The sequence below is a fragment of the Leptospira semungkisensis genome (assembly GCF_004770055.1).
Classification (GTDB): domain Bacteria; phylum Spirochaetota; class Leptospiria; order Leptospirales; family Leptospiraceae; genus Leptospira_B; species Leptospira_B semungkisensis.
Genome location: NZ_RQEP01000005.1, coordinates 575,937 through 592,257, shown reverse-complemented (window position 1 = coordinate 592,257; position 16,321 = coordinate 575,937). Strand labels below are relative to the sequence as shown.

Below are 16,321 nucleotides of genomic sequence, written 5' to 3'. Positions count from 1 at the left end.
GCTAACAGGTCGGTCAATGGTTGAGATCCAAAGCAAACCTTTCGGGAAAATACAAGTTTCAGAACGACAACTTATTAAATTTCCTGAAGGACTCTTAGGTTTTAGCAATTATAAGAATTTTGCCTTAATTGAAGAGGACGAAGAGTCCGTATTCAAATGGCTTCAGTCGGTGGATGAAGTGGATCTTGCTTTCGTCGTCATCCCCCCAACTCTTTTTAAAAAAGAATACAAACCCTTGCTCAGCTCGGAAGAGATTTCTCAAATCGGGTTGCAGGATGTTTTAGAAGCGCTGATATTAGTCATAGTGACCATCCCGAACGACGATCCGGCTTCAATGACTGCGAATTTGCAAGGACCAATTCTGATCAATAAGCAGGATCTAACAGGTCGTCAATTCGTCTCTCGTAACGAAGTTCATTCGGTAAGAGAAAAGATCTTGGAAAGTGCCACTGTGGAGATGTCCTAAGTGCTCGTACTAGCTAGACGTACCAATGAATCCATAATCATCGGCGACGATATTGAGATCGTCATTGTGGATATCAAAGGAGACCAAGTAAAGATCGGGGTCAAAGCTCCCAAAGAAGTTTCTGTACACAGAGCCGAAGTGTACAGAGAGATCCAAGCTGAGAATAAGAAAGCAGCGGGAGCGAAAATTAAGCCGGAGGAATTGGGCAAAATTGGCAGCATGCTTAAAAAATCCGATTCGGGCAAAAAAGAAAAGTCCTGATCTATTTTCTTTCCTTCTCGTATTCGCATTCATAACGACCTCATGCCTTTCTTTGCAAAAGAAAGAAATGGCAAGTTCTTCCGACACGATCGTTCTCTTCTATTTAAAGAAGAGTCCCGAAACTCCTCTCTTTTTAGAACCTGATACTTGGTTGCCAATTGCGTCTACTGTTCTTACGGGAGCTGCGTTAGACGCTACGGATAAAACAGAATTCATATCTCGCTGGCAAAAGCTTTTTAAGTTTACTGGCATCCCCGAAACAGGAGTCATCTCCAGAGATCCGGTCAGAATTCTTACGGAAGAAGAGACTGCTCAGCTAGGCGAGTTGCTGTTTAAAGCGGAGGCTGATATTCCGGATGGCCTTCCCCACGCATATCAAGTTATTATAAAGAGAGAAGATCCTATTCGTCCAGGTCTTAGGATTAGAAGGACTGTATTCTATATCAGAAATCGTGCAGATGGTCTTATCTTAGAATTCTCGGAGATAGGACAGGTCTTGGATTTTCAAACTCCTTATTCGTTTAGGGAATGGACCTTGGTCCCTGTCATGAAACCGGAGACTTCTACCAGAAATGCAATTTACTTGCCCGAAATTCGTCCAGAAGGTTTGGACTTTCTTGTTTTCCCTTCGGGCCAAACGCAAGAGGCGAATCGCATCAGCGTGAAGCCTGGCTTTTGGACTTCTCAGGTGTTAAAAGATACAACAAATGAACCTAAGAAATCTTATCCAAAGACTGTCGAAGATAGGTTGAAGACCTTAAAAGAACTATTGGACAAGAAGTTGATCTCTAAGCCTGAATACGAAAAAAAGAAGGCCGAGATCCTAAAAGATCTATAATATATCAAAATTTTATAAAATTCCATAAGAAGAAATTCCTGAAATAGAACTTCTTCTTATGGAGAAAATGTATTAGAAGTTTTTAACGAGACCGAAGGTGGCTCCGAAATTCCCTAATTGTTTATTGTCTAGGGTAGAGGAAAGATTCTCTACTGAACCGATTTCAACCGGAGTGCTTCCAGGTGCGACATTGTATCCTTGAACGGAACCTACGCTGAAAGTACTCAACTGATAAAATCCTCCAACCCTAATTCCAAAGGTGTTAAAGATGCGGATCACGAAGCCTGTTTCAAAGCTCCAGGTAAATCCGCTGAGTCCTTCGAAAAAACCGTCCTTAGATTTGAAAATGGTGGCCTGAGCTGGAGCATAAGATCCTGCCGTGACTCCGGTGTCGGCGCCCGCCTGAAAAGAAGCCATACTCATATTTCCCCAGAACATAGTGAAGTCTCCGCGAAAATACCAGTTCAACCAGTCCCACATAGGAATAGCGACCCCATAATCGATTGAGAAATTTCGAATATTATATTTTAACTGTCCTGCCGCAAGCGCGTATCCACTGATCCCGTCAGAAGTTCCGCCCGAGATACCAGGAAGCTTTAAACCGATATTGCTATAATTTCCTGTCGTAGAAGAACTTCCATATCCGATAGAAAATTCATAGCTGAAGTCATTTCTAGTGAGAAGGTTCAACGGACCCCAACCGTATCTGATCTTCCATTCATTGGTAGTAGGTTTGATCGTATCTTCAGTGAAGCGGTTTGAAGTGCTTGTGGTAGTCGTCTTTGTTACAGATTTCTCCCCTAAGGAATAATTGAATCCTATGAAGGTATTATCCGAAAGCTGTTGGCTCAATCTGATCTTTGGAGTAATAGTTCCCACAGGAGTGGTAGAGGAGCTTTCCTTAAAAAATTCAGGCGCATCGCCGAGCACGCTGTTTGCAAGACGTACACTATTCAAGATCCCATTTACAGATTGAGGTCCTCCCTTTTCAAGTCCGCCACTCACTGCATCTAATTCTAAAATCGTTAACAATCCCGAATAGGTACTGCTCGAATCGTCGTTAGAAGAATTTGAACTCGAACCCTGATCGTTTGCATTCTGGATCGGAGGGTTGTTTTGATTCTGAGTGTTTTGGTTATTTGGAGGGTTTTTCTGAGGTTGCCGGTTTGGTCCTCCCGCTTGTGCGAAGAGAGAAATACCGAACAGGTACATTGCCAATATAGCTAATTTTCTTTTTTTCATTCTCATTCCTGAGTAATAATTTTTTTCCTAAATCATCAGGAAGAGGAGTTGAGAGCAAGAGAAAAACAAAAGACCGGAGCGGCCCCCGAAGAGGCCGCTCACGTAGTGAGAATAGTGAAGAGAATTGGATATATGTTAACTAACTACCGGTTATGGTACTTAGGTAACATTCCATAAATACCATACCTATAAAACGGGCTTAAAATACAGACCTTTTTCAATAAATTGCAGTTTTTTTAATAAGAAGCATACAAAGGAGAACTAAGCTCTTTGTATTAAGTTGATCTAAACAATTTCCTTAAATTTAAGGCCTAATGCTGAAAGAATAGAAGCGATTTCGTAAGAAATATTTTGAAAACGATGGTTCGGCCGTTTTAAATAAATTATTTCCAAGTGGTTGTCTTCGCTTAATCTTAAGATCCACACCTTCTTAAACAAAGTAACAGTGTAAGACCTTTCCGATTGCGAAAAAATTCCGTTTCAAAAACGTAATTTTACAAAGTTTGCTTAACGTTTTACGAATTCTTCTTCGTATTCATGCTCGTATCTAGACGAACGCTCGTTTAGGTTTTTTGCACCAAGATAATAGCTTCCCTCTTCTTCCTTTTTTGCCATTTCAGTAAACTTCTCTGAGCGATGTTCCAGATAGGGATGAGTCATAAAGTATTCTTCGATCGGAGAAAGAGTCCCTTCCCCGCTACCGGTGGCTTCTTTTAATCTTCGAAAGGTCCTACCCATAGCATAGGGGTCATATTTTTCTCTACGCAGAAGTTCATAACCGTATTGATCCGCTTCATCTTCTTGGTTTTTTCCGAAAGAAGGTTTTATGAAGAGTCCTACCGCGATATCTGCGAATTCTCCCAAGCTTGCAGCACCTATCTTTCTTGAGAGAAGCTCTCCTCTGACTCCATCCATGCAATGGGACAATTCTACGTGGCCAATCTCATGACCAAGAATAGCAGCAAGTTCGGCTTCGGACTTTACCATAGACAAAAGGCCCTTGGTCACGAATAGGACGCCTCCCGGCATAGCGAATGCATTCGGAGAAGAAGTATCCATTATAAAAACTCTATATTCAAAATTCTTGGAATTTCCTGCGCTCAGGTTATCGACTAGATTCTTTAAATAGATCTGGTCCGGATTTGTCGGATCGGAATAGGATTCATATCGTAAAGCGATTGAGTCTCCCAGCCGTTTTTCGTCCAGATCATTGATTGGAAGAAGTTTAGTTAAAGAGCGATCGATCGTTTTGATCGGCTTTCCTAACAACTGAAATGCCGAAGAAAGAGTGGCAGGCATTTGAACCGTCGCCTTGCTTTTAACGGCAAAGAAAGAAAGTAGGGCTCCGGAAGCCAAAAGAGATAGAAAGAAAAAGAGTCTGTTACGCAACATCGGATTTCTCCCTGTTTTTGAATTTTCCGTAAAGTGTATTCATTAAAATTAATATTCCTCCGACTCCCAGGAATACCAAGGCTCTGGTGATCGTAGATGATTTAGAGAGATCCCAAAAGATCAATCGTACCAGACAGATGATCATAGAGCCGAGAGAGACATATCTGAAATGTTCCTCTCTTAAGACTAACCCGATTACGAATACAATAAAGACTTCGACCATCCAGAGTAATGTAAGAAGGGAAGAATCGAAACTCCAATAAAGGAATAGAGCGACTGCGGCAAAGAGAGGATAGAAGATCACCACGTTGAATCTAGGCGATAGCTTTTCTGCAAGCTGTTGCACTTGGGCAGGAAATCTTTCCGTTTCCGAGGACTTGTAAGAAGGAAATTTATAAACCCTCACTAGATAAGCAGTTAATAGAAGAATAGCAATTAGTCCGCTCAACCATTCTTGGTCCGCCCAGTAGGAAGAAGGACTTGTGTTCGAACTTGAAACGAATCCTACGTGGATACAGGAATACCAGAAGAAGCAAAGGGAATAGAATCTGAATCTGGAAATCCTAGAAGAGAATTTATAGCCGAGCAACTCTAAGAAGAATGCCCAAAGGATCCAAGCTACTGCTAACCATTGATTCGGAATCTCTAATGCGATTGCGATCGTAGCAATAATTGCACTCAATTCCCAGAAGAAAGGAAGGATCTTGTTCCAAATTCCAGTGAATATCTGTGTAGAAGACTGACTGGTTGACCAATACAGAAAAACAGCGATTGCAAAAAATTGGATGAGCAATCTGATCTTAAATATCCCGAAAGAATATTCGGATTGAAGATGCACCAGGATATGAGCTCCCAAAAACAAAGCAACGAAGGAGATCGCAAATATTGCCCATATATTCTTGCTCGCGATAATAGAAGCCTTCCAAGAGTTCTGCCAGATATCTTCCTTCTTCTCAAAGAAAACTTTGGCTTCTAGATAGAAGACGGAAAGAAGAAGCCACAAAATTCCCGGCAGGAATGGAGAGATAGGATTCGTAACCCAATAGCTCAAGAATAGAATATGAGAAGAAAATAATACTGCTCCTGGCTGTGAGAAATACAAAGACTTGTCCGAATCTCTTTTGACTTTGGAAAGAGGAATGCAAAGGAAACTGAAGGCGATCGCAGGCAGATCTCGAAGTAGTATCTCCCATGGTTCTAGATGAGAGATCCTATAGATGACTAAAGAGTGTAGAGCGATTAAGAAAGGAAATAGCCCGATGCCGAGACCGCTCCAATTCCTGTTCTGGCGGATTGCTAATAATACGATTCCGAAAATAGGAAGATAGAATTCAGAATACTGCCAAGGAAATGCTAAGAAACAGATCGCAGAGGAAAATAGACCTATAAACACCCCAGACGGAGATATTTTATGATCTTCTAAAATACCGTAGATATCATCGATAGCTCTCGACGAATCCTTGTTTCGAACCGAGTCGTAGACTTGGATTGCGAATGAGAGCAATAACATTCCTAGGCAGCTTGCTAACGTAGAGAAGAATCCTACCTTATTTTCGGTGGACTGGTCTTCCATCAAAAGAAGTAGAAAGAAGGCCCAGGAGAAATGTAAAAGTCCCGCGCCTACTTTTTTCAAGAAGTCTTCCTTCTCTTCGGAAGCTACGATAAAGAAGATTGTGAACAATAGAGAAGAAAAGACTGTGATCGCAAATTTGTCGATCTCCAGACGGCTCAGAAGTAATACCCCTATGAACGCAATCCCGAGGGACACCAGACTATCTGTAAGATAGAGCCAACGAATCTTCTTCTTTTCTCTTGCAGTCCTTGCCCAAAAGAAAAGTACAACAGAGCTTACGATCAGGATCGGAGGATTCCAAACGGAACCGGTGGAATATAAGGCGAGCCCTAAACCTATTCCCGCCCAAGAGAATATATGAGTTATAAAAGGAAGAGTCTCGAATTTTTCGGAAGAATACACTTTTCTGTAATGAACTAATATGGAAGTGATTCCTACGAGCAAGGTTCCGAGTATTCCCCAAATCCTGGATTGATCCGAATTCAAGAGAGGACCTTGGATGGAGAAATGGGTCTTATAAATAAAGTTCAAAACTAAGAAGGAAAGCACCGTTTGTAAGAGATGAAATTCCCACTTGGCTCTGTATGCTAGAATCGCACTGAAGAAAGAAACTCCGACTCCCAAGAAAAAGATCAAAGTGCTAAAAGGTAGTATCGCAAGAGAGACTAAGCTCAAGATAATATGCAGACTCGCAAATCTTTGTTTAGAAGAGAACCAGGCCAACGTTAGGTTGATCGCTACACCTATCAGAATGAAGACTAACGCTAGAGATTCGCTTTGGATCCATTTCATTCCGGGAACGGACGTGGATGCAACGCACGCAAATAATACGATCGCTCCGGATCCGCTTCTTAACCAGTAGCCGATCTGTTCCCAAAAATCTTTTCTTACTAAGAAGACCGATGCTCCGAAGAGTGCGATTGCGATTCCAAGAATCATTAGGAATCTGAAAAAGGGAGACATATTCAGTGCGGCATAAATTCCTAAAAAGCCGACTCCCATCACTAAGATGATGGTTCCTAAGATACCGGTCCAATTTTCCGCAATCTGCTTTTCGAATCTTTGCCAAGCCTCTGATTTTTGCGCAGGCTCCGCGATCTTTGTGACTTTCTCTTGTTTCGGTGGGGAAGGGATTGGAGTAGCAGATGCAGCTGGTGCAACTACTGTCTTTGCAGTTTTTGGAGCTGCCTCTCGCACTTGGATTGGCTTCTCTTCTTTAGGAATCTGCTTTTCTTTTTCGATCGGGCGAGAAGGCGCAGGTTTCGCCTCTCCTTCTCCCAATCTTGTTTCTAATTCTCGAACCCTTTCGGTTAGCTCGCGAATACGAGAACTTAATATAAAAGGGAAGATTAAATAAAAAATGGCCGCGAGGATCCCAAAAAAACCGAGCATTTCCAACATAGGCGATTGAGTTCATCAGAGCCTGTCTCGATGTAAATTTATTTTTCAACCTCTTATGGGTTATAATTAAGGCGAATATTGGGCTAGGTGACGTTAAGTTAGCCGCTACCTATTAAAAAAACCTTTCTGATCGAAAAAAAAGAAAGAAGAAGAAAAATAGTTTCTACAGTTCTTGAGTCGATTAGTATTTGAAGGCCTCCTGGGTGCTGGTCAAAAGCTTGGAATCTTCCACTTCAAATCTACATTTTTTAAAGCAGTTTTTCGACCGAATGGAAGACGGTATTTTTGCGTTTTCTGGATCTGGAAAGCTGTTAGATCTAAATCCCGCTGCAGCCGAGCTTATAGGTTATACTCCTCAGGAACTTTTGAAGATCAGTTTCTCCAAGGTTTCCAATGTTGCGAACTCACTTCCTGAAAAACTGAAATTAAAGGAAAGAACTGAATGGTTCTTGGATACTTTCTCTTGCAAAGACGGAACTTCCAAGACGATGTTTTGTCAGGCCTTTCGCATCAAGGGAGAAGAAGGGCAGGAAACTTCTTACTGGTTGCATGTTCGACTTCCAAAATCGAGTGAGACTTCTGAAGTTCCCGGTTTAGGAACCGAGATCGGTTGGGAAGTATTGGAAAGATTCTTCGATATGAATCCTCTTCCGATGGCAATCACCGAGATAGAAACCGGAAAGTATCTTAAAGTAAATCAACAATTTTGCATACAGGTAAAGTATTCCGAAGAAGAGATCCTGGGCAGGTCAGGCGTGGATCTTGGATTTTGGTCTTCTCTTGAAACAAGAGATGAGGTCATGCATACGATCAAGAAGAAGGGATTTGTACGAGATTTAGAGATCCAATTTATGAATCGATTGGGAGAAGAATTTTGGGGCCTACTTTCCGCTCATCCTATCGAGTTCGGAGGATCTTTAAAATTATTAACTGTAACTGTTCCAATCACAGATCGAGTTAAGGAAGAATTCGAAAAACAAAAACTGTTAGAAGAATTCAAAGAAAACGAAGAGATCCTGACTCAGATCATTCGATTGAATCCCACAGCAATCACATTATCCAGATCCGATGGAACTTATCTGGAAGCAAACGATCTCTTCTTGGAGTTTGTAGGCAAGACGAGAGAAGAAGTGATCGGAAAAACTCCAGTAGAACTAGGTGTTTATTATGATCTAGAAGATCGAGAATTGATCCGAGGACTTCTGAGCCAAAAGGGATTAGTAGAAAATCTAGAAGTAAAGATGGGCAGCCCAGAAGGCAAGATCCGATCCATTCTATTTTCTGCACGTGTTTTGGAAACGGGAGGAGAAAGAAAGATATTAGCGATCGGACATGATATTACTCATATTAAAGAAGCTCAAGAAGATCTCAGAGACCTCGCTTCGGAATTGGAAAAGAGCAAAGAGTTATTCCAAAAATTATTCCAATTGATTCCTTCCTACGTTGTGCTCACCGATCTGGTCTCCAAGAAGGTCGTGGATGTAAATGAAAGATTTATGGAATTCGTCAAGGTCACTCGAGAAGAAGTGGTGGGTAAGGAAACGATAGAGCTTCCGGTCTGGAATAACGATCCGGAAACAAGGGCCAAGATCTATCAGCAACTTCTCGAGAAGGGAGAGATCAATAATATAGAGACCATATTCACTTCAACTGACGGTACATCGATACCTGTACTTTATTCCGGAAGGGTAATCAATCTGAATGGAAGACCACATGTGATCTCTTTGGGTACCGACATTTCAGAAAGGACCAAGGCAGAAGCCGAGGCGCAAAGATTAAACGAAGAGGTGCAGCATAATAAAGAACTCTTCGAGAAGATCTTTCATATGAATCCCGCGGCAGTTTCCTTATCGGATCTGGCAACTGGAACGTATATGCAGGTCAACGAGGCCTACTGCGAACTGATCGGTTATACAAAAGAGGAGATCATAGGCAAGACTTCATTTCAATTGGGAATATGGAAAACCAATTTGGATAGAGGTAAAATCCTTAAGGAGCTCCAAGAAGTGGGTTGGTCCAAGAATGTGGAGGCCGCGATCAATCATTCTGACGGTACCGAAAGACATGTGATTTCTGGAAATAGAGTGTTTATGGTCGGAGATCGAATGGTCCTTCTTGCACTTCTTATCGATATTACCGACAAGAAGAAGGTTGAATCCGAAAGGGACCAATACCTCGCTCAATTAGAAGAGAGTAAGGATCTCTTCGAAAAAGTGTTCGATATGAACCCAGACACAGTCACTATTTCTGATCTGGAAACGGGAAAATACATCAATGTAAACTCGATGTTCCACGATTTAATGCAATACAATAAGGAAGAAGTGATCGGCCGAACCGTTATGGACCTGGGAATTTGGGCCGATCCGGAACAAAGAGGAAAGCTCGTTAAGCAGCTCCAAGAAACAGGGATCCTCAGGGATATAGAGGTTACATTTAAAAAGAAAGATGACAGCACCATAGACACGATCTTCTCAGCAAGGACAGTGAATTTATTAGGAAGACCTGCGTTAGTCGCAATATCTAAAGACAATACCTTAGCGAAAGCAGTCGCGAGAGAAAAAGAAGAGGAAGGCAAAAGACTTTCCGAGCAAACTAGAATGCTCCTGAATATGGCAACCGACTCGGACTTCGCTTCCGGGAATATGGAGTCAGGACTCAAGAATATCGTGCAAATGTGCACGAAAACTCTGGATTGCGATCGTGCTTCGGTTTGGCTCTTTAAAGGTAAAGAAAGGGAAACTCTTACTTTGGCGACAGGCTGGGACAGAAAGTACAACGAATTTATGGAACCTTCTTCCTTGGATCTTTCAGATTGCCCTAGTTATTTCTCGGCGATCACAACGGAAAGATTCGTGGATGCGATGGATGTGATTCATGATCCTCGCACTAGCGAATTTGCGGATTCATATAGTATTCCATTAGAAATAGATTCTTTATTGGATTCTCCTATCTTCTTAAGAGGAGAATTGCATGGAGTAATTTGCTTAGAGCATAGAGGCGGCAAAAGAAGATGGAAAGGTTACGAACAACAATTCGTGGTTACTGTAGCCGAGCAGGTCACTCAGCTAACTCTTAACTCCGAAAGAAGAGAAGCCAAAGAAGAATTAGAAGTGGCAGTACGTACAAGGACTTCGGAGCTTGCATCTGCATTAGATAATTTAAGAAAGACCCAGGACCAATTGATCCTTTCCGAAAAGATGGCTGCCTTAGGACAGTTAGTGGCAGGTATTGCACATGAGATCAATAATCCGTTAGGCGCTATTTCCGCATTGAGCGGCGAAGTGAGAGCTTATCTGGATTCTTCTCCGGAACGTTTGCAAAAGTTAGGGCCGCATTTTGCGGGTGCCGAGCCGAGCTTTATTAAGAGGCTCGTCGAATTCATGCGAGAGGGCAATCGGAATAAAGAAGCTGCCGTATCTAGAGAAGAGCGAAGATCTATTCTAAAGCGTATGAAAGATCGTTTGAACCAAATCGGTTTCGAGAATCCTTATGACCTTGCGGATAGGTTAATGGATGTGGGAATGTATACTTGCATCGATGACTTTCCGGAGATCTTTCAATCGAATTCTAATATAGCTCTTCTGGATTTTGCGATCGAAGAAATTCAAAATTACAAGAATGCAGCGTCGATCCGCTTGGCTGTGGACAGGACTTCTAAGATCGTATATGCTCTTAAGAGTTTTTCCCATATCGATTCCAGTGGAGGAAAGATCGATACCGATCTCGCAGAGAATATCGAAACTGTTCTTACTATCTATCACAATCAAATCAAGAATGGAGTAGAGGTAGAGTTGGATTTTCAAGCGAGACCGATCATTCCTGCGTATCCGGATGATTTGATCCAGGTCTGGACGAATTTGATCTATAACTCTTTGCAAGCGATGCAGTTCAAGGGAAAGATCAAGATCGCAATTCAAGATTCGGACTCGGACGTATCCGTTTTGATTTCGGATAACGGGCCGGGCATACCTCCCGAGATCAAAGCTAAGATATTTGATCCTTTTTATACCACGAAAGCTCCGGGAGAAGGAAGTGGGCTCGGACTGGATATCTCTCGCAGGATCGTTTTAAAGCACGGAGGAAGAATAGAATTCTCTTCCAAGCCGGGTAAGACCGTATTTAAGGTAATCCTTCCAAAGAGTTGATTTCTAACTCTTTTCAGTTCTAAAGAATTCTACTTCTTTTTTCAAGGAGCTAGCTTGGATTGCCAACTTCTCTGCGAGAGAATCTATATCGTTTACGACTCCGTTCAGGAATTCGGTTGCTTCCGAGATAGATCCAATCGTTTTAGAAAATTCTAAAGAAGTCTGGGACTGTTCTTTCGTATGATTTCTAATTTCCTCTGCGGATCGGATCAGTTCGGAGAAGGCATTCTTCACTCTTGCACTCGCTACTAATTGAGCCTCGGACAAGGAAGAAACATTTAGGATTCTTTCAGAAGTATTTAAAGCTGTATCGCCGATCCTTCTGAAAGCGACTTCAGTATTTCCTATTACTTCTCTTCCTGAGTTTGTAGCCTTGACTGCTTCCGCCAAAGTTGCTCGAATCCGTTTTGCATTTTCTTGGGTTTGTTCTCCCAGTTTAGAGATCTCTTGCGCTACTACTGCGAAACCCTTTCCGGCTTCTCCTGCTCTTGCTGCCTCGATAGCTGCATTCAAGGAGAGCAATCCGATCCTATCGGTGATCTCATGGATTACGTTTACGCTGGCTTCCATTTTTGCAGTGTTCGCTTCGATCTCAGCCATTGCATTTCTGGTGCTTGAAAGAGCAGATTCTCCATTAGAAGTTTCTAATCTCATTCTTTCTGCGTCGTTCTTTGTTTCTAAGAGAGAAGTATGCACATTGCGAATTCTATCTTCCAATTCAGCAAGTGAGGTGGTAGCCTGCTCCACTGTAGAAGACTGGCTATCAGCTCGTCCGGAAGTAGATTGTATGGAGGCAGCGATCTCTTCTACACCTGCACTCATTTGTTCTGTAGAAGCAGCCTGTTCTTGCATCTTCATCGCTAGATTTTTAGTTCTTTCTTCTAATGCTTTTGAACTTTGAGATAGCTTTTCGGATTCTTTGATAACTGTCTTCACTACGATCCGCAAACGTTTTACGAAATCATTGATCATTCTACTACTTCTTCCGAGTTCGTCGGTGGATATCATAGGAAGCAGGATATCTAATTCTCCTTGAGACATTTCCAGGAATGCTCCAGACATATTCTTAGAGTTCCTACGAATACTCGCTGCGAGTAATAGAGATGCTACAACAACAGTGATCAGAAGAAACATCATGGTGAGAGCTAGAGTGATCCGTACATCTCCCAATTCGATCCAACCGGAGGTTTCCTCCACCAATAGATAACCGATTACAATAATGGGAAGGGACGTGATAGAAGCGATCGTCGCTATGATTCGGGTGAACAAAGAGACTTTTCGGACTGATTTCTCTTCGACAGGCATTCCGATGAGTTTATCCGATTCTAATACTTCGGACAGTACCGATTCGGTTAGAAAGAAATGAGAAACGCCTAAGATCGGATAAATGATCAGAGGCAATACCATGAACGGCACGGATTCTGACAAATTGGGAGTGAAGGAAAAATGAAGCATTTTCCAAGCTGCAGGAACTCCATACGTCCATTGCACAATATAGAATATGCTATTTAACAAAGGAAAGTTTAAGAGCTTAGTTTTAACTAAGGACTTTCCGTTTGTGTTTAACGTTTCCCATTTTTCCGGTTCTAAAGAAGATAAGATCCTTCCTAAATAAAGAAAACGGATCGCTGGAATTACATAAGAAGTACATAAACTAACAGTCGAAGTAGCTATTAAAACGAGCGATTTCTGAAAATCGAAACCACCTGCTACAATTATGAATAACACCGCAAGAGGTACAGCTAAGACGGAGGTCAATAGCTCCAGCCCGAGAGTTAATCTCCATCTTATTTTTCTAGATTCCCCTCTATTCATCCTAATCTCACCTTTTTTTATTTGAAAGAAGTTAGCCCTTCGGCATATTTCTGGACAATGAGACGCAATAAGCATTTATCATCCAGCCATTTGTTCATTTTACTGTTTGGATTCTTTTACTGCTATTTGTCAGTATTTGGAAAAAGTCCTATATCCGACACAGGTTCGCCTTCTCCCATCCGATCGGGTCCTATGCTTGGATACTCCACTCACAAAGAAGTAAAGATCTGGGTTCAAACAAAAATGCCGGCAAAAGTTTATGCCGAGTATTTCTTATCAGACGACTCGAAGAAGAAACATCTTACTCAAGAAGTTATTTCGGAACATAAGAATGGGAATGTTGCTCATCTCATTGCGGATGAGCTGGAGCCTGGAAAGAGCTATGATTATATAATTTATATAAACGGAAAATACCAAGAGCCTGGATCTGTTCAGAGATTTAAGACCCAACCGATCTGGATCGGCAAAGCTTCTGGACCTCCTGAGATAAAATTCGCCTTGGGAAGCTGCGCTTTCGTAAACGATGCAAAGTATGATACGCAAACAAAACCTTATGGAGGGGAATATTTCATCTATAAGGCAATTTCTTCTAAGAATCCTGAATTCATGCTTTGGATGGGAGATAATATATATTTGCGAGAGCCGGATTGGGAGTCACGCACCGGGTTTATCTATCGATATACAAACCAAAGGGCTCTACCTGATTTGCAGCCATTACTTGCGAATGTGCATCATTATGCAATCTGGGATGACCATGATTGGGGCCCGAATGACGGGGACGCATCTTTTTGGATGGGAGCCACTGCGGAGGAGATGTTCAAACTCTTTTGGGCCAATCCTAATTATTCAAAAAAAGGAATATACGGTTCCTTTACTTGGGGAGACGCTCAATTCTTTCTGACAGATGATCGCAGTTTTCGAACAGCCAATGATAATAAAACTGGAGAAAGATCTTATCTAGGCAAAAAGCAATTGGACTGGCTTGTTAACGGACTCGCTTTCTCCAAGGCGACGTTCAAGTTTGTGGTGGTAGGCGGGCAGGCTTTGAACCCACTTGCAGTCTTTGAAAATTATTCCACCTATGCAGAAGAGAGAAATCTATTACTCTCTAAGATCCAAAAGTTGAAATTGAAAAATGTGATCTTCTTAACAGGAGATAGACATTTTACCGAATTATCATATTTAGAAGAAGGATACGAATATCCTCTTTATGATCTTACGGTCTCTCCTTTGACATCCTCTACTCATCCTCCAATCACCGAAAAGAATCCGATTCGTGTAGAAGGAACCTTGGTGGATGATAAGAGAAATTTCGGTACCATCGAGATCGCAGGACCTTTGAAGCAAAGAGCGTTGACCTTTCGTATATTTGATGCGGAAGGAAAGGAGCTTTGGAACAGAGAAATCAAGGCAAAATGAAATTTCTTAAGGCAATGCTTTATCTCCTTTCTGTCATTCTGCTTCTGTTTTTGGGTTTGTTAGGATTATTATATTATAATCAAGACAAGCTCATTTTCTTTCCGGAGCTATTGCCTGAGGAGTATACATATTCCTTTCCATATCAGTTTGAAGAGATCCAGTTAGATCAAGAAGATGGAGAAAAGATTTATGGGCTCTTCTTTCCTGCAAAGGGTCCGTCAAAAGGGACGGTTCTATACTTTCATGGAAATGCAGGAAGCCTCAGATCTTGGGGAGGAGTAGCAGAAGATTTCGTACCCAGAGGCTGGGACCTGTTAATGACCGATTATAGGGGTTACGGAAAGAGCCGGGCCAGATTGACTGAAAAGGGAATGTATGAAGATGCAGAAAAATGGTATTCGTATCTGCAAACTCATAAGGCTAAAAAAGAAAATGAGATACTGATTTATGGTCGTTCCATCGGGACAGGTGTGGCACTTGATTTGGGCACTAAGACTTATCCCGCTTACATTCTATTAGAAACTCCTTATACATCTATAGCTGATCTAGCTCGAGAGTTTTATCCTTTTGTCCCATCTTGGTTTTTATCCTTTGCTTTAGATTCTAAGAAGAAGATAGAAAAAGTTAAATCTCCGATTACGATCTTTCACGGAGATCAAGATGAGATCGTTCCATTCGAACAAGGTCAGGCATTATTTCAAATTGCGACGCAGGCAGGAAAAGATGCTAAGTTCGTTCGGATAGAAGGAGGAAATCATAATAATCTTTCCTTCTATCCGAAATACCAAAAAGGACTTTCAGAGATTTTAGATTCGGTTCACGCGAACCGAGGAAGAACCAACGCTCAGAGATAATCTGGAAATAGCACCTTCAGCTTGGAGACTGCGTCCGGATTTCTACGTTCAGGCGCAGTAATGATGGAGAACTTGGTACTGTTCTTAAGAGTAAGATCATCTCCGTTTCCAAGATCAGGAATAAGAGAAGCCAAAAGTTTTTTAGCGGTGTCTGCGTTCTTGCTTAGGTTTCCCATTACCATTTCCGCAGTAACAGCTTCTTCATTTTCTCTCCAGCAATCGTAATCAGTAGACATACAGATCATCTGGTAAGCGATCTCCGCTTCTCTTGCGAGTTTAGCTTCCGGAAGAACGCTCATATTAATAATGTCCGCTCCCCAAGAACGATACATATGAGATTCGGCTCTGGTAGAAAAGAGTGGGCCTTCCATACAAACCAAGGTTTTATTTTCATGGATTGGAAGTTTGATCTTATCTGCAGCTTTCTTAATTCGATCGCTTAGATTTTTAGAAAACGGATCTGCGAATGGAGCATGGGCAACAACTCCCTTTCCGAAGAAGCTGGATTCTCTTCCTCGGGTTCTATCGATGATTTGAGAAGGAAGAACGAAATCCATAGGCTTGATCTCTTCTCTCAAACTTCCTACGGAACTGAAAGCAACGATCTCTTCGACACCCAGGATCTTTAAGGCGCAGATATTTGCCTTCATAGGAACTTCATGAGGCATTAGAAAATGTCCTACGCCATGTCTAGGAAGGAATGCGATCAGTTTACCTTGGATTTTTCCGATCTTGATCGTATCGGAAGGTTTGCCCCAAGGTGTTTCCGGAAGGATTTCTTCAACGAGTTCCATTCCATCAAGACTGTAGAGACCCGTTCCTCCGATTACTGCCGCTTTTACTTTGGTCCCCATTCTTCTTCTCCTGATCGGGATTTATAAATTCCATAGAAGGAAATACCCGTCGCCTTGTAAA

The 16,321-nt window shown here is 41.9% G+C and carries 11 protein-coding genes; 6 read left to right on the top strand and 5 right to left on the bottom strand.

Going from position 1 to position 16,321, the window contains the following annotated elements:
• Window positions 1-16 precede the first annotated feature (16 nt).
• From fliW to EHO59_RS02890, 3 genes are read left to right on the top strand one after another with little or no spacing between them, the layout of a single operon-like run.
• On the top strand, window positions 17-466 hold the full coding sequence (fliW, locus tag EHO59_RS02900) for a flagellar assembly protein FliW (protein ID WP_135584566.1): 450 nt from the start codon (window positions 17-19) through the stop codon (window positions 464-466).
• On the top strand, window positions 467-727 hold the full coding sequence (gene csrA, locus EHO59_RS02895; RefSeq protein ID WP_135584564.1) for a carbon storage regulator CsrA: 261 nt from the start codon (window positions 467-469) through the stop codon (window positions 725-727).
• Complete coding sequence (locus EHO59_RS02890; protein ID WP_135584562.1) at window positions 678-1,565, top strand: SHOCT domain-containing protein; 888 nt, start codon at window positions 678-680, stop codon at window positions 1,563-1,565. The genes csrA and EHO59_RS02890 overlap by 50 nt, the downstream gene beginning before the upstream one ends.
• 72 nt (window positions 1,566-1,637) lie before the next feature.
• Here EHO59_RS02890 and EHO59_RS02885 read toward each other — a convergent pair whose 3' ends face one another.
• The 3 genes from EHO59_RS02885 to EHO59_RS02875 all read right to left on the bottom strand — a co-directional run bounded on the left by EHO59_RS02885 (window position 1,638) and on the right by EHO59_RS02875 (window position 7,164).
• Complete coding sequence (locus tag EHO59_RS02885) at window positions 1,638-2,807, bottom strand: hypothetical protein (protein ID WP_167882056.1); 1,170 nt, start codon at window positions 2,805-2,807, stop codon at window positions 1,638-1,640.
• A gap of 507 nt (window positions 2,808-3,314) precedes the next feature.
• Window positions 3,315-4,199, bottom strand: coding sequence for a M48 family metallopeptidase (locus EHO59_RS02880; protein WP_135584560.1), 885 nt, complete (start codon window positions 4,197-4,199; stop codon window positions 3,315-3,317).
• Window positions 4,189-7,164, bottom strand: coding sequence for a DUF2339 domain-containing protein (locus EHO59_RS02875; protein WP_246052625.1), 2,976 nt, complete (start codon window positions 7,162-7,164; stop codon window positions 4,189-4,191). Before EHO59_RS02875 ends, EHO59_RS02880 begins: the two co-directional genes overlap by 11 nt.
• A gap of 227 nt (window positions 7,165-7,391) precedes the next feature.
• On the opposite strand from EHO59_RS02875, the gene EHO59_RS02870 reads away from it, so the two are divergent.
• Window positions 7,392-11,318: a PAS domain S-box protein gene (locus tag EHO59_RS02870; protein WP_135586446.1), complete on the top strand. Its 3,927-nt coding sequence runs from the start codon at window positions 7,392-7,394 to the stop codon at window positions 11,316-11,318.
• 3 nt (window positions 11,319-11,321) lie between these two features.
• On the opposite strand, the gene EHO59_RS02865 is transcribed toward EHO59_RS02870, so the two are convergent.
• Window positions 11,322-13,133, bottom strand: coding sequence for a methyl-accepting chemotaxis protein (locus tag EHO59_RS02865; protein WP_135584556.1), 1,812 nt, complete (start codon window positions 13,131-13,133; stop codon window positions 11,322-11,324).
• 57 nt (window positions 13,134-13,190) lie between these two features.
• On the opposite strand from EHO59_RS02865, the gene EHO59_RS02860 reads away from it, so the two are divergent.
• Together EHO59_RS02860 and EHO59_RS02855 are read left to right on the top strand one after the other, a co-directional pair.
• Window positions 13,191-14,552: an alkaline phosphatase D family protein gene (locus EHO59_RS02860; RefSeq protein WP_425460200.1), complete on the top strand. Its 1,362-nt coding sequence runs from the start codon at window positions 13,191-13,193 to the stop codon at window positions 14,550-14,552.
• On the top strand, window positions 14,549-15,406 hold the full coding sequence (locus EHO59_RS02855) for an alpha/beta hydrolase (protein WP_135584554.1): 858 nt from the start codon (window positions 14,549-14,551) through the stop codon (window positions 15,404-15,406). Before EHO59_RS02860 ends, EHO59_RS02855 begins: the two co-directional genes overlap by 4 nt.
• Here EHO59_RS02855 and mtnP read toward each other — a convergent pair.
• A complete protein-coding gene (gene mtnP / locus EHO59_RS02850) occupies window positions 15,397-16,260 on the bottom strand; it encodes an S-methyl-5'-thioadenosine phosphorylase (RefSeq protein ID WP_135584551.1) in 864 nt (287 codons plus the stop codon). The two genes, EHO59_RS02855 and mtnP, sit on opposite strands and share 10 nt — an antisense overlap.
• Between the last annotated feature and the right edge of the window lie 61 nt (window positions 16,261-16,321).

What these genes read in the sequence shown, in the direction of transcription:
- fliW (WP_135584566.1), top strand. Translation starts at nt 17, where the DNA reads ATGGTTGAGATCCAAAGCAAACCTTTCGGGAAAATACAAGTTTCAGAA.
- EHO59_RS02885 (WP_167882056.1), bottom strand. Translation starts at nt 2,807, where the DNA reads ATGAAAAAAAGAAAATTAGCTATATTGGCAATGTACCTGTTCGGTATT.
- EHO59_RS02880 (WP_135584560.1), bottom strand. Translation starts at nt 4,199, where the DNA reads ATGTTGCGTAACAGACTCTTTTTCTTTCTATCTCTTTTGGCTTCCGGA.
- EHO59_RS02875 (WP_246052625.1), bottom strand. Translation starts at nt 7,164, where the DNA reads ATGCTCGGTTTTTTTGGGATCCTCGCGGCCATTTTTTATTTAATCTTC.
- EHO59_RS02865 (WP_135584556.1), bottom strand. Translation starts at nt 13,133, where the DNA reads ATGAATAGAGGGGAATCTAGAAAAATAAGATGGAGATTAACTCTCGGG.
- EHO59_RS02860 (WP_425460200.1), top strand. Translation starts at nt 13,191, where the DNA reads ATGAGACGCAATAAGCATTTATCATCCAGCCATTTGTTCATTTTACTG.
- EHO59_RS02855 (WP_135584554.1), top strand. Translation starts at nt 14,549, where the DNA reads ATGAAATTTCTTAAGGCAATGCTTTATCTCCTTTCTGTCATTCTGCTT.
- mtnP (WP_135584551.1), bottom strand. Translation starts at nt 16,260, where the DNA reads ATGGGGACCAAAGTAAAAGCGGCAGTAATCGGAGGAACGGGTCTCTAC.